We start from the raw sequence: 25,107 nt of genomic DNA, 5'->3' as shown, positions 1-25,107 counted from the left end.
AAATTGTCCATACGGGCACGCTCGCTCATTGCGAGCAAGAGAACGTATACAGATCACCCTCTGGTGCGCAGTCTCCCGAGAGCGTATATTTATATACATGGATGATCTTCGAACAATGCGCCTCGCCGCAGGACTCACCCAGGCCGAGCTCGCCGCACGCGCCGGAACGGCACGGCCGAACATCGCAGCATACGAGTCCGGCACGAAAGCCCTGTCACCGGAACTGCGAACCCGACTGATCAACGCCATGCGACCTCGGCCAAGCGAAGCACTCGCGGGCCGTGAGACAGAGGTCGCGCGGATCGTCGCAGCTTACGGGGCGACTCGCGTACGCGTGTTCGGTTCGACGGCGAAGGGTGACGACACCCCCGAGTCCGATCTCGACCTCCTCGTCGACTTCGGGACGAACACGTCTCTGTACACGGTCGTCGCAATGGAGGACGAAATCTCGGCACTGCTAGGAGTCGAGGTCGATCTGGTCTCCGGCCGGACTGCGAACGAGGAGATGAAACGCACCGCCTTCGATCTGCCGATGCCCGAGAAGGTCGCAGGATGACGGCGGATCCAGTGCGTCAGAACCGAGAGCGGGAAGCGAGGATCGAGCCGAATCTTGCCGCGATCGAGTCGCTCTTACGGCAGTGCGTTGACATCGCCGGCCGAGGCGAGAGCGCGTTCTTCGTTGACGACTTCGTCAACCGCTATGCGTCATATGCCGCACTGATCCAGATCGGCAACGCGGTGAAGGACCTCCCCTCGGCGTTTCGCGACTCGCATGCGGAAGCGAACTGGCGAGCGCTCATGAACACCCGCGACAAAGTCGGTCACATTTACGGCGAGGGCATCGACTGGCAGATCATCTGGAAGACCCTCGTGGAGAACGCGCCGGGCGACCTCGCCGCGGTCACCCGGATCCGCGACGCGCTGTGAAAGCCAGTTCCCCTGCTTCGAACTCGTTCCGCGGGCATCATGGCGATCTCCCCGGTCGCTCAACCTGCGTCAGTCACGCCTTCATACAGTCCGATCGAGTTGCCGTCTGGGTCACTGATCGCCGCCCACCAGCTCGTCTCGGTGATCGGCTGCTTCTCCAGCAGTACCGTCGCGCCGGCCTCGACGGCAGCGGCCATGGTCTCATCGATCGAATCGACCTCGACGTACGAGCGCGGCTGAGCGAAGTCGGCGCTGCGCGGGGCGAGCCCTCCCCCGCTGATCTTGTTCGGCGCCTGCCACATCGGATAGCCCTCGAACCCGGGCATCTCCGCGATCTCCCAGCCGAAGAGCCCCGAGTAGAAGGCTTTGGCGCGTTCCATGTCACCCACCGGGATGTCGATGTGCGTGATGTCTCCGTGTGCCATTTCGGTCCTATCCATTGATCCCTGAGCCCTTCGACAGGCTCAGGGGCCATTCGAAGGGTCCGGGCCCGTGCGAGCACCGGCACGGCCAGTTTCGTCCGACGTGCCCTCGACTTCAAGAGCATCCACGAACTGTTCACCGGGTGTGGCGAGTGCCGGATCCCCCGACTGCGCGGCCGCTGGCTCACCGAGCTTAACGACGACGACTCCGGCGAGCACCAGCGCCGCCCCGAGACCCTGCAGAAGGTTCGGAAGCTGATCGAGCAGCAGCCACCCGAACAGCAGCGCCGCCAGGACTTCGGCGAGCGCGATGAACGACGCCAGACGCGAGCCGAGCAGACGCGTCGACGCGATCCCGAGCACGTACGCCAGCGCGGTCGCGATGATCCCGATGGCGAGCACCGGCACGAACCACGGGACGGTTTCGAACCGGTAGGTGACGTCATCCGTGTTCCAGGCGATCGGAAGGATGCCGATCAGACCCGCCGCGGTCAGGCCGATCGCGCCGACGAAGAGGCCGGCTCCGGCGAGCACGAGCGGAGGGAGCCCCGTGTCGCTCTTCGCGGACAGGATGAAGTAGGCCGCCGCGCCCACCATCGCACCGAACGCCCACAGCACTCCGCCGATGTCGACGCTGCGCCCCGACAGCACGTCGAGCATGAGGATGAGGCCCACGAAAGCGATAAGTGCGCCCAGGATGCTGCGACCGGTGGGCTTCTCGCCCCGCCGCATCCACAGCCAGAGCACGACGGCGATCGGCGCGGTGTACTCGATGAGCAGAGCGAGTCCGACATCCATCACTGCGACGGCCTGGAAGTAGAACAGCTGCGTGGCCGTCACGGCGAGCAGTCCGTACGCCGCGATGACCCCCGCATTGCGCTGCATGAGTCGCCATCGTCCACGCAGTGCGATGACGGTGGGGATGAGCAGCACGAGCGCCGCGACCCAGATCCGCACGGTCACCGCTGCACCCGGCGTCCAGCCCGCATCGATCAATCCACGTGCCCAGGCGCCGGACATCCCGAACGCGAATGCCGCGCCGATCGCGAGCGGGAGGCCGAGCCGCAAGCCGGACCGGACGCGACTGTCATCTACCAAAGTGCTCATGATCAATGACGCTATCCGCCTCGGATGTAAGGTGTCAATATGCTCTTCACCGATGACACCGTCGAAGCGCTGCGCGCCGCGGTCCACCTCGCCAACACTGCAGAGGACCCCGACACGCTCGAGACGGGGCACGACTTCGAGGAGTTCCTCACGACCTTCCCGTACACGGGGCGTATCGACTGCGACGCCGACGAGTTGGCGGCCATCCGCAGCCTGCGACCACGGCTTCGCGGGATGCTGCTCGCTCCACGTGACGCGATGGTGGAAGAGATCAACGACGCACTGCGCGAGGTGACCTTCGACGCCCACGTCGTCCGCCACGACGGGGCGGACTGGCATCTGCACGCGGTCGCCGATGACCGGCCGCTCGCCGAGCGCATCCTCGCCGAAACAGCGATGGCGCTGCTCGACGTCGTCCGCGCAGAGGAGGGCAGCCGCCTCGCGGTGTGCGCCGACGAGGAGTGCGAGGGGATCGTCCTCGATCTCTCCCGCAACCGCTCGCGTCGGTACTGCTCCACGACCTGCACGAACCGCAACGCGGTGGCCGCCTACCGGGCGCGGCAGCGGTGACGGAATCGACCCTTCGACAGGCTCAGGGAGCGATTCCTCCGCATCAGGGAGCGACGCCCCGCATCAGGGAGCGACGCCCCGCCTCAGGGAGCGATTCCTCCCCCTCAAGGAGCGACGCCCCAGGCTCAGGGAGCGATTCCTCCGCATCAGGGAGCGATTCCTCCGCATCAGGGAGCGATTCCTCCGCATCAGGGAGCGACGCCCCCGCATCAGGGAGCGACGCCCCGCATCAGGGAGCGACGCCCCGCCTCAGGGAGCGACGCCCCGCCTCAGGGAGACGCCCCCGATCACTGAGCCTGTCGAAGTGATCACAACCTACTCGGCCGCGCGATATCCGGCGTGGTCGGGGTTGTCCTTCAGCGCCCAGCCGTCGCCGTCCGCGACGACGAGGTTCTTCATGCCGCCGGCCTCGGCGATGACGGCGTAGTCCTGTCCCGCATCTGCGGCGTAGCAGAACAGCGTGACGAACGGCTCTTCCCCCACGTTCACGCTGCGGTGGATCCAGTGGCCGGGCACGTTGACGGCCTGGCCCGGCGCCAGCTCGACAGCCGAGGTCTGCCCGTCGAGCGTCTCCAGCAGCATCACTCCGTGCCCGCTCAGGCAGTAGTAGAGCTCGGCCCGGTCGGCGACGGCGTGCAGGTGGCCACGGGTCATGGCGAACTCTTCGCCGTAGCGTCCGGGCAGCAGGGTGCTGGTGCCGACGATCAGTGCGCCGGGGCCCTCCTGGTAGCGCTGGTCGTCGACCCAGTAGACCAGGTCATCCGTTCCGCGCTCGCCGACGGCATTCTGCCACGCCTGATCATCGCGGTAGACGCCATCCATGTCACCGAGATATTTCTCGTATCGGCGGGACCGCCCCTCGATTCCGCCCTGCGGCGAGATCTCCAGCAGGGTGGGGATGTCCACGGCGGGATGGATGCTCACGATGCTCTCCTACAACTTGTAACTACAGGACTTGTAATGACAGGTATACTCCAAAACAGCAGGATCCGGAAACGCAACCATCGAAGCAGGCACCCACTGTGATCATCGCCCACGACCTCGGTACCACCGGGAACAAGGCATCGCTGCACCACGACGACGGCCGACTCGTGGCGTCCACGACCGTCGGCTATCCGGCGCACTTCGCCGCCGGCGGCGTGGCAGAGCAGGACCCTCAGGACTGGTGGGATGCCGTGGTCTCGGCGACCCGCGACCTCCTCGCCCGCACGGAGACCTCGCCGGTGGATATTCAGGGGCTCGTCGTCAGCGGGCAGATGATGGGCGCGGTGCTGCTCGACGGCGACGGACGACCCGTGCGCCCCGCGATCATCTGGGCCGACACCCGCGCCGGCTCGCAGCAGCGCGAACTGGAACAGGCGCTCGGCGCCGAACACGCCTACCGGATGCTCGGACATCGCCTGAATCCCACGTACTCGGTGGAGAAGATCATGTGGGTGCGCGACAACGAGCCCGATGTCTGGTCGCGCGTGCGCCGCTTCTGCATCGCCAAGGACTACATCGTCCTCGGCCTCACCGGACGCCTCGCGACCGACCGCTCCGACGCCTCCGGCACGAACGCCTACGACCAGCAGACCGGCGACTGGTCAGACGAGGTGCTGGCCGCGGCACGCCTCGACCGCTCGCTGTTCCCCGAGATCCTCGACTCCACCGCGATCGCCGGTTCGCTCACGGATGCTGCCGCACAAGCCCTCGGTCTTCACACGGGCGTTCAGGTGGTCATGGGCGGCGGCGACGGCCCGATGGCCGCCGTCGGATCCGGCATCGTCGCACCGGAGGACGGCGCATACGTGTCACTGGGCACGTCGTCGTGGATCTCGTTCGCCTCGCACACGCCGCTGATCGACGCGGGCATGCGCACCTTCACGTTCGACAACGTCGTGCCGGGATCGTTCGTGCCGACCGCCACGATGCAGGCCGGCGGCGCTTCGATCCAGTGGATCAGCGAGGCGCTCTCGCCCGATCCCGCGAAGCCCGAGACGGCTCGGCTCACGGCCGAGGCCGGGGGCGATCTCGACACCGAAGACCTCTACTTCCTGCCCTACCTGCTCGGCGAGCGCTCCCCCATCTGGGACCCGCACGCCCGTGGCGCGTTCATCGGCATCGGGCGCCATCACACCCGCCAGCACCTCGTCCGCGCGGTGTTGGAGAGCCTCGGATACAACCTGCTCAGCAGCATCCACGCGTTCCGCGAGTCCGGCGCGACGATCGACCGCATCGACGCGGTGGGCGGCGGTGCGCAGAGCGACGTTCTGCTGCAGATCCTCGCGGATGTGTGGGGCGTGCCGGTGCGGCGGCGCACGATCGTCGAGGAGGCGAACAGCCTCGGTGCCGCCGTCACGGGTGCGGTCGGGCTCGGGCTCGCCGACTTCTCTGCCGCGCGCGAACTCAGCGAGGTGACGGCCGAGTTCGTTCCGGATGCCGGGCGTCACAGCGTGTACGCATCGCGGCACGCCCGCTTCACGTCGGCTTACGACGCTCTCGCGCCCTGGTTCGCCGCCGCGCCCGGTTCGTCGGGACGCTTGTCAGTCGAGAAGCACAGTCGTCGGTCGGAATCGACGGAATCGACCGACATCCGTGATTCCGTGCCGACATCCGTACCCGCCGACTCCGACCGCGGCGCACGCTGATGGGCATCATCCTGACCACCAGCCGCTCCTTCTCGGACGGCGACATCGATCTCGTCGCGCGAGCGACGGATGCCGGGCACGAGATCGTCCGAGGACCGGCGCACCACGAGCTCCAGACACTCGCCCCGCTGCTCGAGGCAGCGGATGCCTGGATTGCGGGCACCGGCCCGATCACGGGCGCGCATCTCGACGCCGCACCGGACCTCAAGATCATCGCGCGCTACGGCGTCGGCACCGAAGCGGTCGATCTCGACGCTGCTGAGGCCCGCGGCATCCTGGTCACCAACACTCCCGGCGCCAATGCGGATGCCGTCGCCGACCACGCCGTCGGCCTCATGCTGTCCACTTTGCGCTGCATACCCGACGGCGACCGGCGCGTGCGCGACGGTGATTGGAGTGTGCGACGCGGTCGCGAGCTCGGCGCCGCGACGGTCGGGATCGTCGGATTCGGCCGCATCGGCCAGGGCGTCGCACGACGGCTGAGCGGGTTCGGACCGCGCGTCCTCGCCGCCGACCCGTTCCTGCCGGCAGATCGCATCCGCGAACTCGGCGCAGAGCCGGTCGAGCTCGACGAACTGTTCCGCAGTGCCGACCTCATCACCCTGCACGCCCCGGGAGGGCAGCAGCTCGTCGCCGGGGCGCTGCTCGACAGCATCCGACGCGGCACGATCATCGTCAACACCGCCAGGCCAGACCTGGTCGACGAGCGCGAGGTCGCGCACGCCCTGCGCGACGGCATCCTCGCCGGGTACGCCGCCGATACGCTCGACGGCGACACCGCGGCATCCGCCAGCCCCCTGCTCGCGCCCGAACTCGCCGACCGCGTGATCGTCACGCCGCACCTGGGGGCGCAGACCACGCAGGCCGTCGACAACATGGGATCCATGTCGCTCGACGACGTGATCGCCGTTCTCGAGGGCGGCGAACCCGCCTTCCCCGTCTCCCGAAAGGCCGCATCATGACCGCTCCTTCGTCCGACTACATGGGCTTCGTCGGCGTCACGACCGGATCCTCGTCGATCATGAAGGTGTTCCCTCTGTGGGCGGACATCCTGGGGCTTCCGACCCGCACGCTCGTCGGGCACGATCTGCCGATGGATGCCACGCCGGCGCAGTACCGCGCGATGGTCGAGCAGATCCGCGACGACCCGCATCACCGCGGCGCCCTGGTCACCACCCACAAGATGAATGTGTATGCCGCGGCATCCGACCTGTTCGACGAGCTCGACCCGTTCGCGGTGTCGTGCTCGGAGATCTCGAGCATCGCCAAGCGCGGCTCACGCCTGTCGGGACGGGCGAAGGATCCGATCACGGTCGACCTCGCCCTGAACGATTTCCTTCCGGCCGATCACTTCGCGCGCACCGGGGCCGAGGTCGTCGTCCTCGGCGCGGGTGGATCGGGCACAGCACTCAGCTGGGCGCTCGCCGAGCGGGCCGACGCCCCGTCCCGCGTGATCGTCACCGCACGCGACGATGCCAAGCTCGAGCACCTGCGCGAGGTGCACCGCCAGCACGGCACCCGCGACGGATTCATCGAGTACGTGCGCACGGATGCTCCGGCGGACGCCGCTGCGATCGTCGCCGAAGCGCCTCCCGGATCGCTATTCGTCAACGCGACAGGGCTCGGCAAGGATCGCCCGGGCTCCCCTCTGCCGGATGAGGTCGTCTTCCCCGAAGACGCGTACGTCTGGGAGTTCAACTACCGCGGGTCCTTGGAGTTCCTGCACCAGGCACGCGCGCGGGAAGCCGCACGCGGCCTGCACGTCGTCGACGGGTGGCGGTACTTCATCCACGGCTGGTCGCAGGTCGTCGCCGACGTGTTCGAGCTCGATCTCACACCCGAGATCGTCGAGCGGCTCGCGGAGGCCGCCGAGGGAGTGCGCTGATGATCCGCACGGTCCTTGGAGACATCGACCCTGCGCTGCTCGGATCGACGAACTACCACGAGCACCTCTTCCAGGTGAGCCCGCTGCTGCCCGGCGACGAACTCGACGACGAGGATGCCTCCGGCGCAGAGGCCGCGCTACTGAAGAAGAGCGGCTTCGCCTCGATGGTGGATGCCACCCCCTTCGGCCTCGGCCGGAATCCGGAGGCCATCGCGCGCATCAGCGTCGCGACCGGCCTGCACGTCGTCGCGACGACGGGCCTGCACCGCGAGGCGCACTACGGCGAAGAGCATCCGATGCAGGTGTGGACGGCCGAGCAGCTCGCAGAGCTCTTCATCGGTGAGGTGACAAGAGGGATGCCGGTGGACGACGCCGTCGTCTTCGAGAGCCCCGACGTTCCGCTCGCCCGCACCCCGCACGGCCAGCCGGTGCGCGCCGGGATGCTCAAGGGCGGCATCGGTTACTGGCACATCAGCCCGTTCGAGCGCACGACGCTCGAGGCACTGGCCGCCGCGCACCGCGCGACACAGGCGCCGATCATGGTGCACCTGGAGTTCTGCACCGCCGCCCACGAGGTGCTCGACCTGCTCGCGGCGGAGGGCGTGGCATCCGATCGGGTCGTCCTCGCCCACGCCGATCGGGATCCGGATGCCGGTCTGCACGCCTCGCTCGCCGAACGCGGTGCGTATCTGGGATACGACGGCTTCGCGCGACCGCGCACGCGCTCGGATGCTGAGCTGCTCGAGCTGACAGCCGCGGTCGTGGCACAGGTGGGAGCCGACCGCATCCTGCTCGGCGGCGACGTCGCCCGCCGCACCCGCTACATCTCTTACGGCGGCATGCCCGGCCTCGCCTATCTCGGCGACCGCTATCTGCCGCGCCTGCGGTCGCACATCGGCGCGGGTGCCGTGGAGCGGATGCTGGTCGCGAACCCCGCCAGGCTGCTCGACCTCGGGTGAAGTCCCGTTTCGACTCGTCGCTGCGCTCCTCGCTCAACGCGTTTCGTCTTCGGCGCTCCGCGCCTGCGCTCAACGACCCGACCGACTTCTGCGGGGCGTTGAGCGACCGACTTCTGCGGGGCGTTGAGCGAGCGGAGCGAGACGAAACGGGTTGAGCGACCGAAGGGAGTCGAAGCCACAGCATCCCGCAACGCAAAGACGACTTCTGCGGGGCGTTGAGCGAGCGGAGCGAGACGAAACGGGTTGAGCGACCGAAGGGAGTCGAAGCCAGGGCATCCCGCAACGCAAAGACGACTTCTGCGGGGCGTTGAGCGAGCGGAGCGAGACGAAACGGGTTGAGCGACCGAAGGGAGTCGAAGCCGTCACTGCCACAGCATCCCGCAATGCAAAGCGGCCCCCGCCCGAAGACGGAGGCCGCTCGCTCAGAAGAGGATCAGTCGTAGAGGACCGCTGCGATGTCCTCGTCATCGATGTTCTTGGCGTCGTACCAGTACGAGCCGGTGTCGTAGAACTCCTCGACCGAGTCGCCGTTGGCCGCGTCGTACGCGGCCTGGACGACCTGCTCGCCGATGCCGATCGGGTCCTGTGTGATGGCGCCGGCCATGGTGCCGTCCTTGATCGCGTTGATCTGCGCCGCACCCGAGTCGAACCCGATGATGGTGATCTTGCCCTTTTCGAGGTTCAGCTCGTTGACGGCGTTGACGACGCCGATGGCCGAGCCCTCGTTGGTGCCGTAGATGCCCTTGAGATCGGGGTAAGCCGCGATCATCGCCTTGGCGATGTCGGCCGACTTGAGGTGGTCGCCGTCACCGTACTGGATGTCGACGATCTTGATGTCGGGGTAGTCCGCCTCGATCTTGTCGACGAAGCCGTCTCGGCGCTCGACACCGGTGGAGTTGATCTGCGAGTGACCGACGATGGCCACCTCGCCCTCTCCGCCGATGAGCTCTGCCATCTTCTCGGCCGCCAGGGCTCCCGCGACCTTGCTGTCGGTGGCGGACAGGCTCAGGCCCACGTCGCCGTTGCACGGTGCGTCGAAGTACACCACCGGGATGTCCTTCGACTTCGCCTGGTCGAGCGGGGCGACGCACGCCTCGGGGTCCAGAGCTGCGTAGGCGATGGCATCCGGGTTCTTGTCGATGGCAGCGGTGAGCATCTCGAGCTGCTGCGCGATCTCGGTCTCGGCAGCGGGGCCCTCGAAAGTGATCTTCACGCCCAGTTCTTCGGCCTTCTGCTCTGCGCCCTTCTTGACGGCCTGCCAGAACTGGTGCTGAAAGCCCTTCGAGACGAGGGCGATGTACATCTCGCCGTCGCCGCTGCCGCCGTCTGTGCCGCCACCCTCTTCGATGACGTCACCGCCGCCGCCGGCGCAGCCGGCCATGACGAGAGCGGATGCGGCCACGAGTGCCGCGAATGCGGTCTTCTTGCCAAATCGCATTGGAAACTCCATTGTTCTGTGTGATTGCCGGCAGGGCCGACGCTGTGGTGGACAGGGAAGGAAACGATCAGGTTCGCTGGCGGTTGCGCAGCGAGTCGAGGAACACGGCCAGCAGCACGACGACGCCGACGACGACGTTCTGCCACTCGGTCTGGATCGACAGGATGCGCAGGCCGTTGACGAGCACGCTCATGATGAGCGCGCCGATCACAGTGCCGAGGATCGACCCGCGACCGCCGAGCAGCGAGGTGCCGCCGATGATGACCGCGGCGATCGCCTGCAGTTCGTAGCCGGTGCCGATCTGCGGCTGCGCGGAATCTAGACGGGAGGCGATGATGATGCCCGCGATACCGGTGAAGGCGCCCGCGAACATGTAGATGAAGATCGTCCAGCGGCGGGTGTTCACGCCCGACAGGCGCGTCGCCTCCTCGTTCGAGCCGATCGCGAACGTGTAGCGGCCGAGCAGCGTCTTGGACAGCACGATGGCCGCGATGATCGCGAGCACCGCCGTGATGAGGACCGCGTTCGGGATGCCGGGGATCAGCACACCCAGCGCGATCTTCTTGAAGTCCGGTGCGGATGTCGAGAAGTAGATCGGTGCGACACCGGAGATGACCAGGGCGAGACCGCCGGCGATCATCATCATGGCGAGCGTGGCGATGAACGGGGGCAGGCGCAGGAACGTGACGTTGAGACCGTTGACCAGCCCCATCAGCACGCCGGTCGCGATGCCGCCGAGGATGCCGACCCACACCGGGAGCCCCATGTTCGTGACGAACACACCCGTCATGACAGCGCACAGCGCCATCCCGGTTCCCAGCGACAGGTCGATGCCGCCCGTGATGATGACGAAAGTGGTGCCGAGGGCGAGGATGCCGATCACCGCGGTGGACAGCAGCACCGTGGCGATGTTGCTGAAGGTGAAGAAGTTCGGGCTGGCGATCGAGAAGAAGATCAGCAGGACGACGAGCGTCCCGAACGCGAGCGACTGCTGAAGCTGGCGCTTCAGGAAGCCCGCGACGTCCCGCTTGTCGGTGTCTTCGTTCACGGCCTGCTGGATGACGGTCGTCGTCTCTCCTGGCTGCTGTGGGGTGCTCATCAGTCTTCCTCCCCGTGGGCTGCGAGTTGCATGATCTTCTCCTGGCTGGCTTCTTCGTTGCGGAGCGTTCCGGTGATCCGGCCGTTCGCGAACACGGCGATGCGGTTCGCGACGCGCAGGATCTCCGGGAGCTCCGACGAGATGACGATGATGGACTTCCCGGCGTCAGCGAGCTGCTGCATGAGTCGGTAGATCTCTTCCTTCGCGCCGACATCGATGCCTCGGGTCGGCTCGTCGAAGATGAGGATCTCGCAGTCGCGCATCAGCCAGCGGGCGATGACGACCTTCTGCTGGTTGCCTCCGGAAAGCAGTTTGACGATCTGGTTCACCGACGGCGTCTTGACGCGCAGCTGCTCGACGTACTGCTTGGTCTGACTCTTCGCCTTGCCGTCGCCCATCCAGCCGAGCGCGCCCGCATAGTTGCTGAGCGAGGCGAGGACGGTGTTGAACGTGACGTCCTGCTCGAGCATGAGACCGAGCTGCTTGCGGTCCTCGGAGAGGTAGCCGACGCCGCGGCGCACGGCGTCCTCAGGCTGATGGATCTTCGCGTCGCGACCGTTGATCCTGATCGTCCCCGCGCTACGCGGGTCGGCTCCGATGACCGCACGGGCGGTCTCGGTGCGACCGGCCCCCATGAGACCGGCGAAGCCGAGGATCTCGCCCCTGTGCAATTGGAACGACACGTCCTTCAGCAGCGTCTTGGTCGACAGATTCGCGACGTCGAGCACGATCGGTTCGTCCTGGTGCTCGCGGGCCGACGGACGCGTTCCCTCGTCGATGACGCGGCCGACCATCATCTCGATGATCTTCGGGACGCTGATCTCGCTCTTCTCGAGAGATCCGATGTAATGCCCGTCGCGAAGCACGCTCACCCGATCGGCGAGCCTGCGCAGCTCGTCCATGCGGTGCGAGATGTAGACGATCCCTGTGCCGTCGGACTTGAGCTGCTCGATGAGTGTGAACAGCGTCTCTGTCTCGCTGTCGGTGAGCGCTGAGGTCGGCTCATCCATGATGAGCACCTTGGCGTTGAACGACAGCGCCTTCGCGATCTCGACCATCTGCTGCTCGGCGACGGTGAGTTCGCCGACCTTCTGGCGCGGGTCGAGCCGGATGTTCAGGCGCTTCAGCAGTTCAGCGGTCTGACGGTTGAGCCGTCGTTCGGAGAGGAGGCCCACCGAAGTGGGCTCGCGGCCGATGTAGATGTTCTGCGCGACGGTGAGGTCGGGCATCAGGTTGAGTTCCTGGTGGATGATCGTGACGCCGAGCTGCTGCGCCTGGAGCGGACTGGTCAGCTCGACCGGCTGCCCCTCGAACGTGATGGTGCCCTCGTCGCGCGTGTAGATCCCGGAGAGGATCTTCATGAGCGTCGACTTGCCCGCGCCGTTCTCGCCGACGAGGACGAGCACTTCACCTGCATGCACTTCGAGGTGCACATCCTTGAGTGCCTGCACGCCGGGGAAACCCTTGCTGATGCCTTCCACCCGGAGGATGGGATCGCTCATGTGCTCACCTGCTCCCTTGAAGGTCGTACTCGGTTCCATCATGGAATCCATTTCAAACATCGGATCAATTGTGCCTGCCGGATCGCGTCAGCACAAGTTGTACCTAAATGTACCTAACCCGATCCGATCATGGTAGACCTGTAATAACAACTTCGTCACGGATTTGCGCGAACGCGCAGCGAAAGGGAACGACATGCTCATCGGCGCGCACGGACTCGTCTTCACCGGCACCTTCGACGACGCAGGCCTGCGGCGCGCCATCGAAGGTACGAAGCACGCGGGATTCGACCTGATCGAGATCCCGCTGATGGATGCCGCAGGCTTCGACTCGGCTCTTGCTGAACGGATGCTGCGCGACAACGACCTCGCCGTGACAGCATCCCTCGGCCTGACAGCGGCGACCGACCTCACCAGTGAGGACCCGGCGGTCGTCGTCGCCGGAGTCTCGATTCTCGAGCGCTGCCTGGATCATGTCGCGACGATGGGCGGCGATGTGCTGTGCGGTGTGATCTATTCGGCGATGGGCAAGTACATGACGCCGGCGACGGAGAAAGGCATCGCGAACAGCCAGAGGGCGATCTCGGAACTGGCCGCGAAGGCGGCGGAACGAGGCATCCGCCTCTCGCTCGAGGTCGTGAACCGCTACGAGTCGAACGTCTTCAACACCGGCCGGGGTGCGCTCGGCTACCTCGGCGGCGTCGAGGGAGACGTCAGCGTGCACCTGGACACGTACCACATGAACATCGAGGAGTCGGATTTCTTCCAGCCCGTGCACGACGTCTCCGAAGCCGGAAAGCTCGGCTACGTGCACATCGGCGACAGCCACCGCGGTTACCTCGGCACCGGCACCGTCGACTTCGCGACCTTCTTCCGCGCGCTGCACGACGTCGCATATGACGGACCGGTCGTGTTCGAGTCGTTCTCGTCTGCCGTGGTGAGCGCCGAGCTGAGCAACACCCTCGGGATCTGGCGCAACCTCTGGCAGGACTCCGACGACCTCGCCGCACACGCGAACCGGTTCCTCCGCGACGCGCTGCACGCTGTGAGGACGATCGACCTGCACTGATCCAAGATCGGACGCCTCCGCCGCGGGGCGTTGAGCGAGCGAGACGCCCGACCCCGTGGGTCGTTGAGCGAGCGAAGCGAGACGAAACGGGTTGAGCGAGCGCCAGCGAGTCGAAGCCAGCCAGCTCACGCAGAGGCGTGCCCCACGACGCCTTTGCGCAACAGCGCGTTGCCGTACTTGCGCGTCTCGCCCGTGCGCACCATGAGATACGCGGGCTTCGCGACCTCGTAGTACGCGAAGCGCTCGACGAAACGAGTGGTGTCGGCCGTCGTGCCGGCAGCATCCATCAATTCACGCTGCACGTCGAGAACCTCGCCGTCTGCGGATTCCATCAGGTCGAGCCCTGGCGCATCGTCGAGCGGGATCACGGTGCGGATCGCGGCCAGGACCTCGGGCGTCGTCGTGCCAGGCAGATCGATCACACGTTCGCCGAGACCCCAAGCGGGAAAGTGCGCGTCGGCGATCACGACGGCATCCGAGTGGCCCATCCGATCCAGATGCAGCAGCAGTTCGCCGATGAGCAACGGGTTGATTCCTTCGAGCATGTCTTGTTCCTCGATCTCGGATTCAGGCGGGGATGAGTCCGTCCGCGACAAGCTCCGCCCAGAACTCGTCGGGAATCGTGAGTGCGGCGAGTTCGGCGTTCTGCCGCACCTGCTCCGGGCGCGAACTGCCGAGCACGACCGACTGCGTCGCGGTGTCGCGCAGCGGGAACTGGATCGCCGCGGCGGGGAGTGGCACGTCGTGCGCGCGGCAGACGGCGACGATGCGCTGCAGCCTGTCCCAGACCTCGTCCGGAACGCCGCCGTACTCGTAGCGGTCGTCGCGCGTCGGTTCGGACTTCGCGAGCAGGCCGGAGTTGAAGACGGATGCCGCGACCACATCCGTGCGGCGCTCATGGCATGCGGGCAGCACGTCGGCGGCGGCCGGCTGCTCGAGCAGCGTGTAGCGACCGGCGATCATGATGATGTCGAGGTCGGCCTCGCGCACTGCGCGCGCCAGCGCGTCGGACGTCATCGATCCGATGCCGATCGCCTGCACGCCGCCTTCGGAGCGGACCGCCTCGAGCGCAGGGAAGGCCTCGGCGAGCGCGAGGTCGAGATCGTGCCGTTCCGGATCGTGCAGGAAGACGAGATCGATCCGGTCGAGCCCCAGCCGCTCTCGCGATTCGTCGAGAGATGCTCGGATTCCGGCATCCGAGAAGTCCCACACCCGCTGCAGGTCGTCCGGCACGAAGAAATCGTGCGCAGTGTCGAGGCCGCCATCGAAGTCGGGGTTCGGGCGCAGGAGCCTCCCGGCCTTGGTCGAGAGAACGAACTCATCCCGCGGCTTGGTCTGCAGGAATGCACCGAGACGCTTCTCCGACAGCCCGAGGCCGTAGTGCGGCGCGGTGTCGTAGTAGCGCACTCCGCTCTCCCACGCGGCATCCAGAACCGCCCATGCCTCATCGTCCGAGAGCTCGCGGAAGAGGTTCCCGACGTTCGCGGCGCCGTATCCGAGCGTCGGCAGCTGCCTGTCAGTCGACGACATGCTCACCCTTCCACGTGTACTTCGCGATGGTCTCCGCCTTCATCTCCATGCTGACACCGGGCGCGGTGGGCGGCATGTACGAACCGCCCTGGATGTCGGTGGGCACGACGAAGTGCTCGTGCAGGTGATCGACGAACTCGATGAGCCGCCCCTCACGGGTGCCGGTCACGGCGACGAAGTCGAACATCGACAGATGCTGCACGGCCTCGCAGAGACCGACGCCGCCGGCGTGCGGGCAGACCGGAACGCCGAACTTCGCGGCGAGCAGCAGGTTGGCGATGTTCTCATTGACACCGGCGACGCGCACGGCGTCGATCTGCATGACCTCGATCGCCTGCGCCTGCAGCAGCTGCTTGAAGATCACCCGGTTCTGCGCGTGCTCGCCCGTCGCCACGCGGATGGGGGCGATCCCGCGGGCGATCTCGGCGTGACCGAGGATGTCGTCTGGGCTGGTCGGCTCCTCGACCCAGGCGGGGTTGAACTCGGCCAGCGCCTTCACCCATTCGATCGCCTCCGACACCTCCCAGCGCTGGTTGGCGTCGATCGCGATCGGGAAGTCGGGGCCGACGACCTCGCGCGCCTTTCGGAATCGGCGGATGTCGTCTTCGAGATCGGCGCCGACCTTGAGCTTGATCTGGGTGAAGCCGTCGGCGAGCGCCTCACGGGCGAGGCGTTCGAGCTTCTCATCGGAGTAGCCGAGCCATCCGGGGCTCGTCGTGTATCCCGGGTAGCCGGTCGCGAGCAAGTCGGCCTCTCGCTCTTCGCGCCCTTCGACGCCGGCGCGAAGGATCTCGAGGGCATCCTCGGGGGTGAGTGCGTTGGTGAGGTAGCGGAAGTCGACCAGCGCGACGAGCTCCTCCGGAGTCATGCGCGCCAGCAGCTGCCAGAGCGGCAGGCCGGCGCGCTTGGCCTTGATGTCCCACAGGGCGTTGGTCACGGCGCCGATCGCCATGTGCATCACGCCCTTCTCCGGGCCGAGCCAGCGCAACTGCGAGTCGCCGATGATCTCGCGGAACGTCGTGCCCATGTCGTCGAGCAAGGGCTCGATCTCACGACCGACCAGGTGTCCGGCGAGCGCATCGATCGCCGCGACCTGCACGTCGTTGCCGCGTCCGATCGTGAACACGAACGCGTGGCCCTCGACGCCGTCACCCGCGTCGGTGCGGATCACTGCGTACGCCGCCGAGTAGTCCGGGTCTGGGTTCATCGCATCAGAGCCGTCCAGGCTCAACGATGTGGGGAAGCGGATGTCGGTGGTCTCGAGTGCGGTGATGCGGCTCACGGGGATTCCTCTCCTCGTGCAGCACGAATATTCTGCACGGATCCCTTGGAGTGTAAACATCGGATGTCTATACTGTCAATCACACGTGCCGTCAGCAGACGGTTTCCCTGAGAGGCTGGAGAACCATGAAGTTCGCGCGGCTTGGCGCCCCTGGATCCGAGATTCCCGTCCTGGTCGACGGTGATCACCACTTCGACCTGCGGCCCGTGACATCCGATGTCGACGGCGATTTTCTCGCCGGTAATTTCCGTGAGCGAGTGGATGCGGCTCGCGCCGCCGGCGAGCTTCCCGAGCTCGAGGGCGCCGCGGATCTCCGCATCGGCGCGCCGATCGCACGCCCGAGCGCCGTCATCTGCATCGGCATGAACTACGCCGCCCATGCGGCCGAGTCGGGCTCCGAACCGCCGAAGATCCCGATCATCTTCCTGAAGACGCCGAACACCGTGGTCGGACCGAACGATGACGTCATGATTCCCCGAGGCAGCGAGAAGACCGACTGGGAGGTCGAGCTCGGCATCGTCATCGGCGCTCGCGCCGCGTACCTCGACTCCCCCGATGAGGCAGACGCCCACATCGCCGGCTACGTCGTCGCGAACGACGTGTCGGAGCGCGCCTTCCAGATCGAGGTCTCCGGTGGACAGTGGTCGAAGGGCAAGATCGCTCCCGGCTTCAATCCGACCGGGCCGTGGCTGGTGACCCCGGACGAGGTCGACGTCGACGACCTCAACCTGAAGAGCTTCGTGAACGGCGAGCCCCGCCAGGACTCGAACACCAGCGACATGATCTTCGACGTGCGCACGATCGTGCATCACCTCTCGCAGTACGTCACGCTCGAGCCGGGCGACCTGATCCTCACCGGCACGCCGCAGGGCGTTGCCCTGTCGGGCAAGTACCCGTACCTGAAGGCGGGCGATGTCGTCGAGATCGAGATCGACGGACTCGGACATCAGCGGCAGAGCTTCGTGGCATGGGAGGCGACCCGATGACCCTTCGACAGGCTCAGGGACCGGCTCTGGGCGGCCTCGTCGCGATCGTCACCGGTGGCGCCTCGGGCATCGGCGCGGCGATCGCCACCCGCCTTCACGCCGACGGTGCACAGATCGCCGTGCTCGACCGCGACACGTCCGGCGCCGACGAGCGCTTCGCCGCGTTCACGGCCGACGTCTCGGATCGCGCGAGCGTGGATGCCGCGGTCGCCGGCGTCGCAGACAAGTTCGGTCGCATCGACATCGTCGTGAACAACGCCGGCATCGGTGCCATCGGCGATATCAGCGCGAATGACGATGAGGAGTGGGCACGCGTGCTCTCCGTGAATGTCACCGGCATCGCACGCGTGACCGCGGCTGCCCTGCCCTGGCTGCGCAGGTCGCCCGCCGCAGCGGTGTGCAACACGGCATCCATCGCCTCTTCGACCGGCCTGCCGGCCCGCGCGCTCTACAGCGCGTCGAAGGGCGCCGTCTCGGCGCTCACCCGCGCGATGGCCGCAGATCATCTGTGCGAGGGCATCCGCGTCAACGCCGTGAACCCCGGCACCGCCGACACCCCCTGGGTCGGACGGCTGCTCGGCCAGGCCGACGATCCGGATGCCGAGCGTGCGGCCCTCGAGGCGCGCCAGCCGCACGGGCGTCTGGTCTCACCGGACGAGGTCGCCGCCGCTGTGGCATACCTGGTCAGTCCCGCTGCAGGCTCGACGACCGGCACGTTCATCGAGGTCGACGGAGGCATGGCGCAGCTGCGCCTGCGCGCGGAGTAGTCGCCGAGAAAGGCTTCGACTCGTCGCCTGCGGCTCCTCACTCAACCCGTTTCGTCTCGCTGCGCTCGCTCAACGACCCGCAACGAACGGGGCATTGAGCGGAGTCGCGGAGCGACGCAGACGAAACGGGCTGAGCGAGCGCAGCGAGTCGAAGCCGCTAACTCAGTCGGTAGAACCGCTCGACGTTGCTCCAGAGGATCGCGTCGACGTCGACGGCGCGTGAAGCAGCCCAGGATGCCACGGCATCCGTCCACGCTCCGATGGCACCCGTGTCCAGCGCAGCGTCCGCCCCTCCGTTCCAGCCGGATGCCGTGACCGCCGACACCGGCCAGTCGCTGCCGATCATCAGCCGCTCGGGCCCGAACGCCTCCAGCGCGACGTCGAAGAACGGCTCCATCTGCTCGGCGTTCCACGAACCGCCGGCCTCGGCGGGCAACCCGGAGAGTTTGCAGAACACCTGCGGATGCGCGGCGAGCGCGGTCAGGGCATCCGCCCACTCTGCAGACGGCAATGATGGTGCCGCGGCGGTCCCTACCGCGGGCTTGCCGAGATGATCCAGCACGATCCGAAGCTCCGGCAACTCTGCCGCGAGCCGGATCACATCACGCAGCTGCCCCTCGCCGCGAACACACGCGTCGAAGGTCAGGCCTCGTTCGGCCAGAGCCGCGGCGCCCGCGCGGAACGCCGGCGTCGCGGCGAACCCGTCCGGCTCGCCCTGCAGCAGGTGACGCACGCCGACGACGAGCGGGCGCTCAGCGAAAGCATCCAGGTGGCGAACCGTCGCCGCCCCGCGATCCAGCCGGGCTCCGGCGACGATGCCGCGCACGCCCACCTGCTCGGCGAGTGAGGTCACCCAGTCGATCTCGTCGAGATACTGCGCCTCCAGACAGTCGGCCTGCACGAACACGAATCCTCGCTCGTCGCCGACCTCACCGATCGTGCCCGCGATCTCCTCCGCGGCGAAGCGTGCGCGCAGCGGGCCCTCCAGCCACGGATAGTCCAGAACGGACGGATCCCACAGGTGCAGATGTGAATCGAGAACGCGCATGGCACCATCCTGCCCCAGACATCCGATCAATCGCTAGGATGGCGATCATGGCTGTCACCGACGAGGCGATCGAGAAGATCAAGGCGATGATCGTGTCCGGCGAGTTGTCGCCCGGCGATCGTCTTCCACCGGAGAAGGAGCTCTCCGAGCGCCTCGGGCTTTCGCGCAACTCCATGCGCGAAGCGGTGAAGGCGCTCGAAGTCATCCGTGTGCTCGATGTGCGTCGCGGCGACGGCACCTACGTCACCAGCCTCGAGCCGCACCTGCTGCTCGAGGCGATCTCGTTCGTCGCCGACATGCACGACGATGATTCGCTGCTCGAGATCTTCGCGGTCAGGCGGATGCTGGAATCTCAGGCGACCGGGCTCGCCGCCACCCTCGGCACCGCTGAGGGAATCGAGGCGCTGCACGCGGAGCTCGACGGCATCGACACCGACGTCTCAGTCGATGCGCTGGTGGAGCACGACATCCGCTTCCATCGCGATATCGTCCGCATGGCGGGCAACGCCTACCTGGCCAGCCTCATCGAGAGCCTGAGCGGTCAGACCGTGCGCGCACGCATCTGGCGCGGCCTCACAGAGCAAGGCGCGGTCGAGCGCACGCTGTCGGAGCATCGAGGCATCGCCGAGGCGATCGCGCAGCGCGACCCGAACCTCGCCACTTCACTGGCCACCGCGCACATCGCCGGCATCGAGCGCTGGCTGCGCCAGGCCGCGGCCGTGACCGAGAGCGGCACCGAGGCGTAGCATCCACTCGCCGTCGACTTCTGCGGCCCGTCGCAATTCTGGCGGCCAAACGCAATTCTGGCGGCCCCTCCGCGCCTGCGTGGCCGCCAGAGTTGCACGTGGCCGCCAGAGTTGCAGCCCATGCACGGCTCAACCCCCGATGCGCCCCATGGCGGCGTCGAACTCCACGGCAGAACTGTCGCTGACCGGATGCTGCAGCACCTGATCCAGCACGTCGGGTGCCGCCGTGAAGTACGGCACGCCGGCAAGCCGCAGCGACACGATGTCGTCCGCTGAGCGCAGACTCGCCGCCAGCACGTTCGTCGTGCTTCCCGCGCACACGGCCTGCATCTCGGGGATCAGCGCGTCGCCGTCGACGCCGGCATCCCGCAGCCGTCCGAGATACGGCGCGATGTAGGCCGCTCCGATACTCGCCGCGGCGAGCGCCTGCGCCACCGAGTACACGGCGGTGATGAGAACGGTCGCGCCATCGGCGACCAGCGTCGACGCGACCGCGAAGCCCTCGGCGGTCGCCGGCACCTTCACCGCGACCCGATCGCCCAGTCCTCTGATCGTCGAGGCGTTGCGGAGCAACTCGTCCCGAGCGGTGCCCCAGGTCTGGAAGAAGATCTCCCTCGCACCCTCCGCCACCCACTGCGAGTACAGCGAGGGGATCTCGGCCGCCGTACGGCCTCCGCGCTCGAGAATCGTGGGGTTGGTCGTTACGCCGTGCACCACCCCGGCCGCCAGCAGAGCGGAGACGCGCTCGGTGTCGGCGCTGTCGACATACAGGCGCGGGGCGATGGCTGCAGCGGGCATGGGATCGGCTCCTTGTGACGAACCTGTCGTTACAAGTTCGGATTCGGCTAATGTAATGACAGGAAACGGCCCTGTCAAAGCGGGCCACGTCGAAGGAGCCACATGGCCACCCCCTCCCCCGAAGGACGCAACGGCGTCGTCATCGTCGGCAGCGTCACGGCGGATGTGACCACCTTCTCCCAGCGCCTACCCGCGCGCGGAGAGACGATCCTCGGCGACCAGTTCACGCTGATGCTCGGCGGCAAGGGCGCGAACCAGGCCGTGGCGGCCGGCCGCGCGGGGGCGCGAACGAGCTTCGTCGGCTGCGTCGGCGATGATCTCTTCCACGACCTGGTCGTCGACGGGCTGACGGATGCCGGTGTCGACCTCACTCATCTGCGCACGGTTCCCGGCCCCACCGGCGTCGCCCACATCCGCGTCGACGCCTCGGCGCAGAACGACATCGTGATGGTGCCGCTCGCCAACGCCGAGCTGAACACCACGCAGATCGACGAGGCGCTCGATGCGCTCGCGCCGACCACCTCCGTGCTGCTGACCCAGCTCGAGACGCCGTCCGCGCTGACCGCGCACATCACCGCCAGGGGCCGCGAACTCGGCATGACCGTGATCCTCGACCCTGCCCCCGCCGCTCCGCTGCCGGCCGAAGTCTGGGCGAACATCGACATCGTCACACCGAACGAGACCGAGGCCTCGATCCTCAGCGGCATCGAGGTGACGGATGCCGCGACCGCCGAGCAGGCCGGGCGCTGGTTCCTCGGCCACGGCGTCGCAGCCGCCGTGATCACCCTGGCGGCTCAGGGCTCCTGCGTGGTCACGGCAGACGGTGCGACGCTCGTGCCTCCGCTGCCGGTCGAAGCCGTCGACACCACGGCGGCCGGCGATGCCTACGCCGGCTACCTCGGCGCTGCTCTCGCGAACGGCGCCTCACTCACCGACGCCGTCCGCCTCGCCACGGCCGCCGGCGCACTCACCGTCACGAAGCAGGGCGCCTCGCCGAGCCTGCCCGTCCGTGCAGACGTGGACGCCTTCCTGGCATCCAGAGTCTGACGCCAGAATCCCAGGAGCCCCGATGCGCAAGACGTCGACAACGATCAATCCCGCTCTCTCCCGAGTCATCAGCGAGACGGGGCACACCGATCTCATCGTCGTGACGGATGCCGGGCTGCCGATCCCTCCCGGATCTGAGCGGATCGATCTGGCCTATCGACCCGGCGCTCCGGCATTCTTCGATGTGCTCGACACCGTGCTGGCCGAGATGGTCGTCGAGGGCGCGACGGTGTCGGCCGAGATCGCGGAGCAGAGTCCAGAGGTGCTGGCCGGGCTTCGTGACCGGCTGCCGGGCATCGAGATCGAACTCGTGCCGCACGTCGAGTTCAAGAAGCGGACGCACGGCGCCCGCGCGTTCGTTCGCTCCGGCGAGTTCACCCCGTACGCGAACATCATCCTGCATGCGGGGGTGGCGTACTAGATGTCCGCCACGGCCCCGGCCGGGGCGGCCGCAACCGACGCGATCGACCGGCACTCCGCAGCTCCCATGTACGACCAGCTGTGCCAGCTGATCATCGACGGCATCACCAGGGACGGCCTGCAGCCCGGCGATCCGCTCCCCGGCGAGCACCGGTTGTGCGAGCGCTACGGCATCTCGCGCACGGTCGTACGGCAAGCGCTTGCGCAGCTCGAGCACGAGGGGCTCGTCGAACGAGTCAAGGGCAAGGGCACCTTCGTGTCGCGCCCGCGCACGAGCGAAGCGCTGGTCCACACCCTGATCGGCCTGTTCGACGACGTCGAGCGACGCGGCGGACACGTGCACAGCGACATCCTGCGGCATGAGCGGACGGATGCCGATGCCGACGTCGCCGCAGCTCTCGAGGTGCCCGTCGGGTCTGCGGTCATCGCGCTGGAGCGACTGCGCCACGTCGACGGCGAGCCGTGGTCGCTCTCCACGACATGGATGCCGGATGCCGTCGGCGCCCTGACCCTCGACGTCGATCTGTCCGAGGCCTCGTTGTATCGCGTACTCGCCGAGCACGGCATCCGCGCGACCGACGGCGTCCGCTCGGCTGAAGCGACCGTCGCGACCCACGACCAGGCGCAGCGTCTCGGTGTCAGCGCCGGCTCCGCCCTGCTGCGGCTGCGCAGCATCAGCCGCGATGCGAACGGGATTCCGATCGAGTACTTCATCGCGCTGCACCGTGGCGACCGCTCGCGCTTCGAGTTCCAGCTCCGCCAGGAGCAGTCGCAGGCGTCGCTGCTGCACGTCGACGGCGACGGTGGCACGTCACGAGCCGGTACAGTCTCTCTCTGAGGGCGATTGATCCCCTCGGAAGGGACGATGATGGTCGAAGAGCAGCCCCACCCGCATGACGATCCTGCACCACCGCTGGCTGACCTCAGCACCCGCCCGAGCCCGGTTCCCGGCCCCTTGACGAAGCCGGCGCCTGTCATCCGTCCGCCGAAGAAGCGCCGGCGCTGGGTGGTCATCGTCGCCGTGCTGGTCGTGCTGGCAGGGCTGATCGCCGGCGGCATCGCCTGGAGCAACTCCCTGCAGACAGCACCGCAGAGCTCGCAGTCGAACATCGCATGACCTCCTGGACCAGCACCGCGATCTCCCTGCTGGAAGCCGACGCCAACCGCAGCGCCGACACCCATCTGCACGTCTTCCCGCTGCCGGTCGAGTGGGGCATCGACCTGTACCTCAAGGACGAGTCCGTGCATCCGACCGGCTCGCTCAAGCATCGCCTCGCGCGCTCGCTGCTGCTGTACGGCCTGGTGAACGGACGCATCAACGAGGGCACGACCCTGGTCGAGGCATCCAGCGGATCGACTGCCGTGTCAGAGGCGTACTTCGCGCGCATGCTGGGACTCGACTTCGTCACGGTCGTGCCCCGCTCGACCAGTCCCGAGAAGATCGCGCTGATCGAGTTCTACGGCGGGCGCTGCCACTACGTCGACCGCGCGCCGGAGATGTACAGCGAGGCCGAGCGTCTTGCCGCCGAGTGCGGCGGGCACTACCTCGACCAGTTCAGCTACGCCGAGCGGGCGACCGACTGGCGCGGCAACAACAACATCGCCGAGAGCGTGTTCAGCCAGCTCTCGCGCGAGCGGCATCCGATCCCGGAATGGATCGTGGTCGGCGCTGGCACCGGCGGAACGAGTGCGACGTTCGGCCGGTATGTGCGCTACCGCCAGCATCCCACCAGGGTGGCCGTGGTCGACCCCGAGGGCTCGGCGTTCTACGGCGGCTGGAGCACCGGTGCCGCCGACTACACGACAGGCACGCCCAGCCGGATCGAGGGTATCGGGCGTCCGCGGGTCGAGCCTTCGTTCGTACCGGGCGTGATCGATGAGATGCTGCAGATCCCGGATGCCGCATCCATCGCCGCCATCCGCCTTCTCAAGGAGCGCACACTGCACTGGGCAGGCGGCTCGACGGGCACGAACCTCGTCGGCGCATTCCAGCTGATCTCACGGATGCGCGCAGCGGGCAAGACGGGCAGCGTCGTCACGCTGATCTGCGACGGCGGCGCCCGATACGCCGGCACGTACTACTCCGACGAATGGGTCGCATCCCAGGGGTGGGACCTCGCCCCGCACCGCGCCCAACTCGACCGGTTCCTGGAGACCGGCGCATGGGACGCGTGACGCGGCTACGCTGACGGCATGACCACTCTGATCCTCACCGTCGCCGGATCCGATCGTCCTGGCCTCGTCTCAGCCGTCGCCGACGTCGTCGACACTCACGGCGGCAACTGGGAGAACAGTCAGCTCGCGGAGCTGGCCGGGGTCTTCGCCGGCGTGATCCAGGTGTCGGTGACGCCAGAGCGCGAGGGTGATCTCACCTCGGCGCTGCGCGCCCTCGACGGCCTGCTCACCGTCGCCGTGCATGCGGGGTCGGATGCCGCGGCCGCCGCCGCACGGCCGATATCGCTGCAGGTCCTCGGCAACGACAGGCCTGGCATCGTCCGCGAGATCTCAGGGGTGATGCAGGCGCACGGCGTCAGCATCGAGAAGATCGGCACCGAGACGAAGGATGCCGCGATGGCCGGCGGCCGCCTGTTCGAGGCGTCAGTGACGGCCGAGGTGCCGGCATCCGCCGACCTCGACGCGCTGCGTGCGGATCTCGAGCGCCTCACGTCCGAGCTTCAGGTCGACATCACCCTGACCTGAGGTTTGGTCCGGCGGCTTCGACTCGCTCCGCTCGCTCAACCCGTTTCGTCTCCTCGCTCCGCTCGTCGCTCAACGCCCCGCGGGGAGTGCCTCCGCGGGGAGCGCCTCAGCGGGGAGCGCCTCCGCGGGAGCTTTCAGCGGGGAGCTTTCAGCGGGGAGCGCCTCCGCGGGGAGCACT

The 25,107-nt window shown here is 67.4% G+C and carries 28 protein-coding genes; 17 read left to right on the top strand and 11 right to left on the bottom strand.

The genetic code is table 11. From position 1 onward, the window contains the following. Nucleotides 1-97 precede the first annotated feature (97 nt). A complete protein-coding gene (locus J1M43_RS03280; protein WP_033105870.1) occupies nucleotides 98-556 on the top strand; it encodes a nucleotidyltransferase domain-containing protein in 459 nt (152 codons plus the stop codon). Continuing rightward, entirely contained in the window at nucleotides 553-927 is a 375-nt protein-coding gene (locus tag J1M43_RS03275) for a DUF86 domain-containing protein (RefSeq protein ID WP_052166861.1), read from the top strand. The genes J1M43_RS03280 and J1M43_RS03275 overlap by 4 nt, the downstream gene beginning before the upstream one ends. A 59-nt stretch (nucleotides 928-986) precedes the next feature. Here the strand turns inward: J1M43_RS03275 and J1M43_RS03270 are convergent, their stop codons facing one another. Further along, complete coding sequence (locus J1M43_RS03270) at nucleotides 987-1,352, bottom strand: VOC family protein (protein WP_033105869.1); 366 nt, start codon at nucleotides 1,350-1,352, stop codon at nucleotides 987-989. A 39-nt stretch (nucleotides 1,353-1,391) separates the two neighbouring features. Continuing rightward, complete coding sequence (locus J1M43_RS03265; RefSeq protein ID WP_084595723.1) at nucleotides 1,392-2,456, bottom strand: DMT family transporter; 1,065 nt, start codon at nucleotides 2,454-2,456, stop codon at nucleotides 1,392-1,394. 39 nt (nucleotides 2,457-2,495) lie between these two features. Here J1M43_RS03265 and J1M43_RS03260 point away from each other — a divergent pair, with 39 nt between their 5' ends. Then, nucleotides 2,496-3,026, top strand: a complete 531-nt coding sequence (locus J1M43_RS03260) for a CGNR zinc finger domain-containing protein (RefSeq protein WP_033105868.1) — start codon at nucleotides 2,496-2,498, stop codon at nucleotides 3,024-3,026. Between the two features lie 315 nt (nucleotides 3,027-3,341). Here J1M43_RS03260 and J1M43_RS03255 read toward each other — a convergent pair whose 3' ends face one another. Next, complete coding sequence (locus J1M43_RS03255) at nucleotides 3,342-3,950, bottom strand: glucose-6-phosphate isomerase family protein (protein WP_084595722.1); 609 nt, start codon at nucleotides 3,948-3,950, stop codon at nucleotides 3,342-3,344. 98 nt (nucleotides 3,951-4,048) lie between these two features. On the opposite strand from J1M43_RS03255, the gene xylB reads away from it, so the two are divergent. Genes xylB through J1M43_RS03235 form a run of 4 tightly spaced genes read left to right on the top strand, consistent with a single transcriptional unit; the run spans nucleotide 4,049 to nucleotide 8,500 of the window. Further along, entirely contained in the window at nucleotides 4,049-5,656 is a 1,608-nt protein-coding gene (gene xylB / locus J1M43_RS03250; protein WP_084595721.1) for a xylulokinase, read from the top strand. Then, nucleotides 5,656-6,618, top strand: coding sequence for an NAD(P)-dependent oxidoreductase (locus J1M43_RS03245; RefSeq protein WP_084595720.1), 963 nt, complete (start codon nucleotides 5,656-5,658; stop codon nucleotides 6,616-6,618). Before xylB ends, J1M43_RS03245 begins: the two co-directional genes overlap by 1 nt. Continuing rightward, a complete protein-coding gene (locus tag J1M43_RS03240) occupies nucleotides 6,615-7,541 on the top strand; it encodes a shikimate dehydrogenase (RefSeq protein ID WP_033105866.1) in 927 nt (308 codons plus the stop codon). Before J1M43_RS03245 ends, J1M43_RS03240 begins: the two co-directional genes overlap by 4 nt. Continuing rightward, nucleotides 7,541-8,500 carry a phosphotriesterase gene (locus J1M43_RS03235; protein ID WP_200880979.1) on the top strand — a complete coding sequence of 320 codons (960 nt, stop codon included), beginning with the start codon at nucleotides 7,541-7,543 and terminating at the stop codon, nucleotides 8,498-8,500. The genes J1M43_RS03240 and J1M43_RS03235 overlap by 1 nt, the downstream gene beginning before the upstream one ends. A gap of 433 nt (nucleotides 8,501-8,933) precedes the next feature. Here J1M43_RS03235 and J1M43_RS03230 read toward each other — a convergent pair whose 3' ends face one another. From J1M43_RS03230 to J1M43_RS03220, 3 genes are all read right to left on the bottom strand, one after another. Beyond that, the gene (locus J1M43_RS03230) at nucleotides 8,934-9,938 is read right to left on the bottom strand and encodes an ABC transporter substrate-binding protein (protein WP_206475746.1); all 1,005 of its coding nucleotides are present in this window, start codon (nucleotides 9,936-9,938) and stop codon (nucleotides 8,934-8,936) included. Between the two features lie 67 nt (nucleotides 9,939-10,005). Beyond that, nucleotides 10,006-11,037: an ABC transporter permease gene (locus tag J1M43_RS03225; protein ID WP_200880978.1), complete on the bottom strand. Its 1,032-nt coding sequence runs from the start codon at nucleotides 11,035-11,037 to the stop codon at nucleotides 10,006-10,008. Next, nucleotides 11,037-12,539 (bottom strand): sugar ABC transporter ATP-binding protein, encoded by a 1,503-nt coding sequence (locus J1M43_RS03220; protein ID WP_033106523.1) that lies wholly within the window; start codon nucleotides 12,537-12,539, stop codon nucleotides 11,037-11,039. Before J1M43_RS03220 ends, J1M43_RS03225 begins: the two co-directional genes overlap by 1 nt. Nucleotides 12,540-12,732: 193 nt before the next feature. Between J1M43_RS03220 and J1M43_RS03215 the strand changes: the two genes are divergently transcribed. Continuing rightward, nucleotides 12,733-13,605 carry a sugar phosphate isomerase/epimerase gene (locus tag J1M43_RS03215; RefSeq protein WP_033105864.1) on the top strand — a complete coding sequence of 291 codons (873 nt, stop codon included), beginning with the start codon at nucleotides 12,733-12,735 and terminating at the stop codon, nucleotides 13,603-13,605. Between the two features lie 125 nt (nucleotides 13,606-13,730). Here J1M43_RS03215 and J1M43_RS03210 read toward each other — a convergent pair whose 3' ends face one another. Genes J1M43_RS03210 through J1M43_RS03200 form a run of 3 tightly spaced genes read right to left on the bottom strand, consistent with a single transcriptional unit; the run spans nucleotide 13,731 to nucleotide 16,417 of the window. Further along, a complete protein-coding gene (locus J1M43_RS03210) occupies nucleotides 13,731-14,150 on the bottom strand; it encodes an RbsD/FucU family protein (RefSeq protein WP_033105863.1) in 420 nt (139 codons plus the stop codon). Nucleotides 14,151-14,172: 22 nt separating this feature from the next. Further along, on the bottom strand, nucleotides 14,173-15,135 hold the full coding sequence (locus J1M43_RS03205) for an aldo/keto reductase (protein WP_206475744.1): 963 nt from the start codon (nucleotides 15,133-15,135) through the stop codon (nucleotides 14,173-14,175). Further along, entirely contained in the window at nucleotides 15,122-16,417 is a 1,296-nt protein-coding gene (locus J1M43_RS03200) for an L-fuconate dehydratase (protein WP_206475742.1), read from the bottom strand. Before J1M43_RS03200 ends, J1M43_RS03205 begins: the two co-directional genes overlap by 14 nt. 125 nt (nucleotides 16,418-16,542) lie before the next feature. On the opposite strand from J1M43_RS03200, the gene J1M43_RS03195 reads away from it, so the two are divergent. Further along, nucleotides 16,543-17,403, top strand: coding sequence for a fumarylacetoacetate hydrolase family protein (locus tag J1M43_RS03195; RefSeq protein WP_033105860.1), 861 nt, complete (start codon nucleotides 16,543-16,545; stop codon nucleotides 17,401-17,403). Then, entirely contained in the window at nucleotides 17,400-18,170 is a 771-nt protein-coding gene (locus J1M43_RS03190; RefSeq protein WP_206475740.1) for an SDR family NAD(P)-dependent oxidoreductase, read from the top strand. The genes J1M43_RS03195 and J1M43_RS03190 overlap by 4 nt, the downstream gene beginning before the upstream one ends. A gap of 157 nt (nucleotides 18,171-18,327) precedes the next feature. On the opposite strand, the gene J1M43_RS03185 is transcribed toward J1M43_RS03190, so the two are convergent. Continuing rightward, nucleotides 18,328-19,218 carry an amidohydrolase gene (locus tag J1M43_RS03185; RefSeq protein WP_206475738.1) on the bottom strand — a complete coding sequence of 297 codons (891 nt, stop codon included), beginning with the start codon at nucleotides 19,216-19,218 and terminating at the stop codon, nucleotides 18,328-18,330. 47 nt (nucleotides 19,219-19,265) lie between these two features. Between J1M43_RS03185 and J1M43_RS03180 the strand changes: the two genes are divergently transcribed. Beyond that, entirely contained in the window at nucleotides 19,266-19,964 is a 699-nt protein-coding gene (locus J1M43_RS03180; protein ID WP_033106520.1) for a FadR/GntR family transcriptional regulator, read from the top strand. Between the two features lie 129 nt (nucleotides 19,965-20,093). On the opposite strand, the gene J1M43_RS03175 is transcribed toward J1M43_RS03180, so the two are convergent. Next, nucleotides 20,094-20,762: a transaldolase family protein gene (locus tag J1M43_RS03175; protein WP_206475736.1), complete on the bottom strand. Its 669-nt coding sequence runs from the start codon at nucleotides 20,760-20,762 to the stop codon at nucleotides 20,094-20,096. A gap of 102 nt (nucleotides 20,763-20,864) precedes the next feature. Between J1M43_RS03175 and J1M43_RS03170 the strand changes: the two genes are divergently transcribed. From J1M43_RS03170 to J1M43_RS03145, 6 genes are read left to right on the top strand one after another with little or no spacing between them, the layout of a single operon-like run. Further along, nucleotides 20,865-21,809 (top strand): ribokinase, encoded by a 945-nt coding sequence (locus J1M43_RS03170; protein WP_206475734.1) that lies wholly within the window; start codon nucleotides 20,865-20,867, stop codon nucleotides 21,807-21,809. Between the two features lie 22 nt (nucleotides 21,810-21,831). Continuing rightward, nucleotides 21,832-22,230, top strand: a complete 399-nt coding sequence (rbsD, locus tag J1M43_RS03165) for a D-ribose pyranase (protein ID WP_033105857.1) — start codon at nucleotides 21,832-21,834, stop codon at nucleotides 22,228-22,230. Further along, nucleotides 22,231-23,067, top strand: a complete 837-nt coding sequence (locus J1M43_RS03160) for a GntR family transcriptional regulator (RefSeq protein ID WP_206475732.1) — start codon at nucleotides 22,231-22,233, stop codon at nucleotides 23,065-23,067. A gap of 27 nt (nucleotides 23,068-23,094) precedes the next feature. Beyond that, nucleotides 23,095-23,346 carry a hypothetical protein gene (locus tag J1M43_RS03155; RefSeq protein ID WP_206475730.1) on the top strand — a complete coding sequence of 84 codons (252 nt, stop codon included), beginning with the start codon at nucleotides 23,095-23,097 and terminating at the stop codon, nucleotides 23,344-23,346. Continuing rightward, a complete protein-coding gene (locus J1M43_RS03150; RefSeq protein WP_206475728.1) occupies nucleotides 23,343-24,404 on the top strand; it encodes a PLP-dependent cysteine synthase family protein in 1,062 nt (353 codons plus the stop codon). Before J1M43_RS03155 ends, J1M43_RS03150 begins: the two co-directional genes overlap by 4 nt. Nucleotides 24,405-24,422: 18 nt before the next feature. After that, the gene (locus J1M43_RS03145; RefSeq protein ID WP_033105854.1) at nucleotides 24,423-24,929 is read left to right on the top strand and encodes a glycine cleavage system protein R; all 507 of its coding nucleotides are present in this window, start codon (nucleotides 24,423-24,425) and stop codon (nucleotides 24,927-24,929) included. Nucleotides 24,930-25,107 lie beyond the last annotated feature (178 nt).

The organism is Microbacterium sp. KRD172 (genome assembly GCF_017168295.1).
GTDB classification, from domain to species: Bacteria; Actinomycetota; Actinomycetes; order Actinomycetales; family Microbacteriaceae; genus Microbacterium; species Microbacterium profundi.
The sequence above is the reverse complement of the archived record's forward strand: the minus strand, read 5'-3'. Positions and strand labels throughout refer to the sequence as shown.

Bases quoted from the DNA above. Each gene is read 5' to 3' on its own strand.
- J1M43_RS03280 (WP_033105870.1), top strand. From the start codon at position 98: ATGGATGATCTTCGAACAATGCGCCTCGCCGCAGGACTCACCCAGGCC.
- J1M43_RS03275 (WP_052166861.1), top strand. From the start codon at position 553: ATGACGGCGGATCCAGTGCGTCAGAACCGAGAGCGGGAAGCGAGGATC.
- J1M43_RS03270 (WP_033105869.1), bottom strand. From the start codon at position 1,352: ATGGCACACGGAGACATCACGCACATCGACATCCCGGTGGGTGACATG.
- J1M43_RS03265 (WP_084595723.1), bottom strand. From the start codon at position 2,456: ATGAGCACTTTGGTAGATGACAGTCGCGTCCGGTCCGGCTTGCGGCTC.
- J1M43_RS03260 (WP_033105868.1), top strand. From the start codon at position 2,496: ATGCTCTTCACCGATGACACCGTCGAAGCGCTGCGCGCCGCGGTCCAC.
- J1M43_RS03245 (WP_084595720.1), top strand. From the start codon at position 5,656: ATGGGCATCATCCTGACCACCAGCCGCTCCTTCTCGGACGGCGACATC.
- J1M43_RS03240 (WP_033105866.1), top strand. From the start codon at position 6,615: ATGACCGCTCCTTCGTCCGACTACATGGGCTTCGTCGGCGTCACGACC.
- J1M43_RS03235 (WP_200880979.1), top strand. From the start codon at position 7,541: ATGATCCGCACGGTCCTTGGAGACATCGACCCTGCGCTGCTCGGATCG.
- J1M43_RS03230 (WP_206475746.1), bottom strand. From the start codon at position 9,938: ATGCGATTTGGCAAGAAGACCGCATTCGCGGCACTCGTGGCCGCATCC.
- J1M43_RS03225 (WP_200880978.1), bottom strand. From the start codon at position 11,037: ATGAGCACCCCACAGCAGCCAGGAGAGACGACGACCGTCATCCAGCAG.
- J1M43_RS03220 (WP_033106523.1), bottom strand. From the start codon at position 12,539: ATGAGCGATCCCATCCTCCGGGTGGAAGGCATCAGCAAGGGTTTCCCC.
- J1M43_RS03215 (WP_033105864.1), top strand. From the start codon at position 12,733: ATGCTCATCGGCGCGCACGGACTCGTCTTCACCGGCACCTTCGACGAC.
- J1M43_RS03210 (WP_033105863.1), bottom strand. From the start codon at position 14,150: ATGCTCGAAGGAATCAACCCGTTGCTCATCGGCGAACTGCTGCTGCAT.
- J1M43_RS03205 (WP_206475744.1), bottom strand. From the start codon at position 15,135: ATGTCGTCGACTGACAGGCAGCTGCCGACGCTCGGATACGGCGCCGCG.
- J1M43_RS03195 (WP_033105860.1), top strand. From the start codon at position 16,543: ATGAAGTTCGCGCGGCTTGGCGCCCCTGGATCCGAGATTCCCGTCCTG.
- J1M43_RS03190 (WP_206475740.1), top strand. From the start codon at position 17,400: ATGACCCTTCGACAGGCTCAGGGACCGGCTCTGGGCGGCCTCGTCGCG.
- J1M43_RS03185 (WP_206475738.1), bottom strand. From the start codon at position 19,218: ATGCGCGTTCTCGATTCACATCTGCACCTGTGGGATCCGTCCGTTCTG.
- J1M43_RS03180 (WP_033106520.1), top strand. From the start codon at position 19,266: ATGGCTGTCACCGACGAGGCGATCGAGAAGATCAAGGCGATGATCGTG.
- J1M43_RS03175 (WP_206475736.1), bottom strand. From the start codon at position 20,762: ATGCCCGCTGCAGCCATCGCCCCGCGCCTGTATGTCGACAGCGCCGAC.
- J1M43_RS03170 (WP_206475734.1), top strand. From the start codon at position 20,865: ATGGCCACCCCCTCCCCCGAAGGACGCAACGGCGTCGTCATCGTCGGC.
- rbsD (WP_033105857.1), top strand. From the start codon at position 21,832: ATGCGCAAGACGTCGACAACGATCAATCCCGCTCTCTCCCGAGTCATC.
- J1M43_RS03160 (WP_206475732.1), top strand. From the start codon at position 22,231: ATGTCCGCCACGGCCCCGGCCGGGGCGGCCGCAACCGACGCGATCGAC.
- J1M43_RS03155 (WP_206475730.1), top strand. From the start codon at position 23,095: ATGATGGTCGAAGAGCAGCCCCACCCGCATGACGATCCTGCACCACCG.
- J1M43_RS03150 (WP_206475728.1), top strand. From the start codon at position 23,343: ATGACCTCCTGGACCAGCACCGCGATCTCCCTGCTGGAAGCCGACGCC.
- J1M43_RS03145 (WP_033105854.1), top strand. From the start codon at position 24,423: ATGACCACTCTGATCCTCACCGTCGCCGGATCCGATCGTCCTGGCCTC.